Source organism: Hydrogenophaga sp. FW305-3-2-15-A-LB1 (genome assembly GCF_058787875.1).
On the sequence record NZ_JBYTAE010000180.1, the window covers coordinates 1 to 1,351 of the forward strand.

Genomic DNA, 1,351 nt, shown 5'->3' on the forward strand with positions numbered 1-1,351 from the left:
CGAGGATGGCATGGACGCCTCCTGAGTCTTTTTCGGTCACGATGGAGGTCCCATCCACCTACCAAGGAGACCGCCATGCTCGCTGTGATCGGACTGGATATTGCCAAACGCTTCTTTCAATTGCATTCGGTTGATCCCGACACAGGGGAGATCACCAAGCTGAAGCTCAAGCGAGCAGAGATGGTGCCGTTCTTCTCCAATCGGCAGCCCTGCGTTGTTGCGATGGAGGCGTGCGGGAGCTCCCATCACTGGGCGCGCCAGTTGCGCGCACTTGGCCATGAGGTGCGACTCATTGCGACGAAGTTTGTCAAGCCGTTCGTCAAGGGCAACAAGAACGATGCGGCCGATGCTCGGGCGATATGGGAGGCAGCGCAGCGTCCCGAAATGCGCTTCGTGCCGGTCAAGACCGAAGCCCAGCAGGCGATCTTGGCGCTGCACACCATGCGGGACGGCTTGGTCAAGGCCAGGACTGCCCAGCTACACCAGCTCCGAGCCGTGTTCTACGAGCTGGGATTCGCTCTTCCGGAGGGCCGGCATTGGTGCGTGAAACGTCTGCCGGAGGCATTCGCCAGCCTGGAGGACAAGATCCCCGCCATGGCGATTGAAGCGATGCGGGACCAGTACCAGTTGATCCTGCAGCTCTCAGAACGGGTGGATGCGATCGAGCGCAAGTTGGAAGCGTTCAAGCGATCGGACGAGCGCTGCGAGCGTTTGTTGCAGATTCCTGGGGTAGGGTTGCTGACCGCGACCTCGATCGTTGCCTCGGTGGGTGATGCCAAGGAGTTCAGCTCTGGCCGAGAGTTTGCTGCCTGGCTGGGAGTGGTGCCTCGGCACACTGGCACGGGCGGTCGTGTGCGCATCCTTGGCATGAGTAAACAGGGGAACTCATATCTCCGGACCATGTTGATTCACTGTTCCAGGGCGGTCATGGCGCGCCAGAAGGAGCATTCGCCTTGGCTTGAACGCCTGATGCGGGATAGGCCATGGAACGTCGCTGTGGTTGCTTTGGCGAACAAGATCGCACGAACGATCTGGGCCATGCTTGCCCACAGCAGGAACTACAAACCAGAGATCCAGCAATCAGCAGCGTGACCTGCGTAGCGACTCAAGGAACCTGAGGTTTGGCAGCGCGAAGATGTGTGATGGCTGAATAGGTTGGACCGGGAGAGGTAGGGCCTGAATTTGCTCCGGAGCTCTCGAAGCTCGATCCGAAGATCAAGGCACCTCTCAGCGAATCCCATCAGGGCCAGCGGGCAACAACGCCTGCGTCAACAGGCCGGATATAAGAATGCAGCCCGCCAATACGGCCAACACACAAAGCGCTTGCAACTTGGGAGGCGTCCATATAAGA

At 59.3% G+C, this 1,351-nt stretch carries 1 protein-coding gene; it reads left to right on the top strand.

Translation table 11 applies throughout. The features are described from left to right. Nucleotides 1-75 precede the first annotated feature (75 nt). Nucleotides 76-1,092: an IS110 family RNA-guided transposase gene (locus AC3WPZ_RS27935; RefSeq protein WP_492442619.1), complete on the top strand. Its 1,017-nt coding sequence runs from the start codon at nt 76-78 to the stop codon at nt 1,090-1,092. Nucleotides 1,093-1,351: the final 259 nt, after the last annotated feature.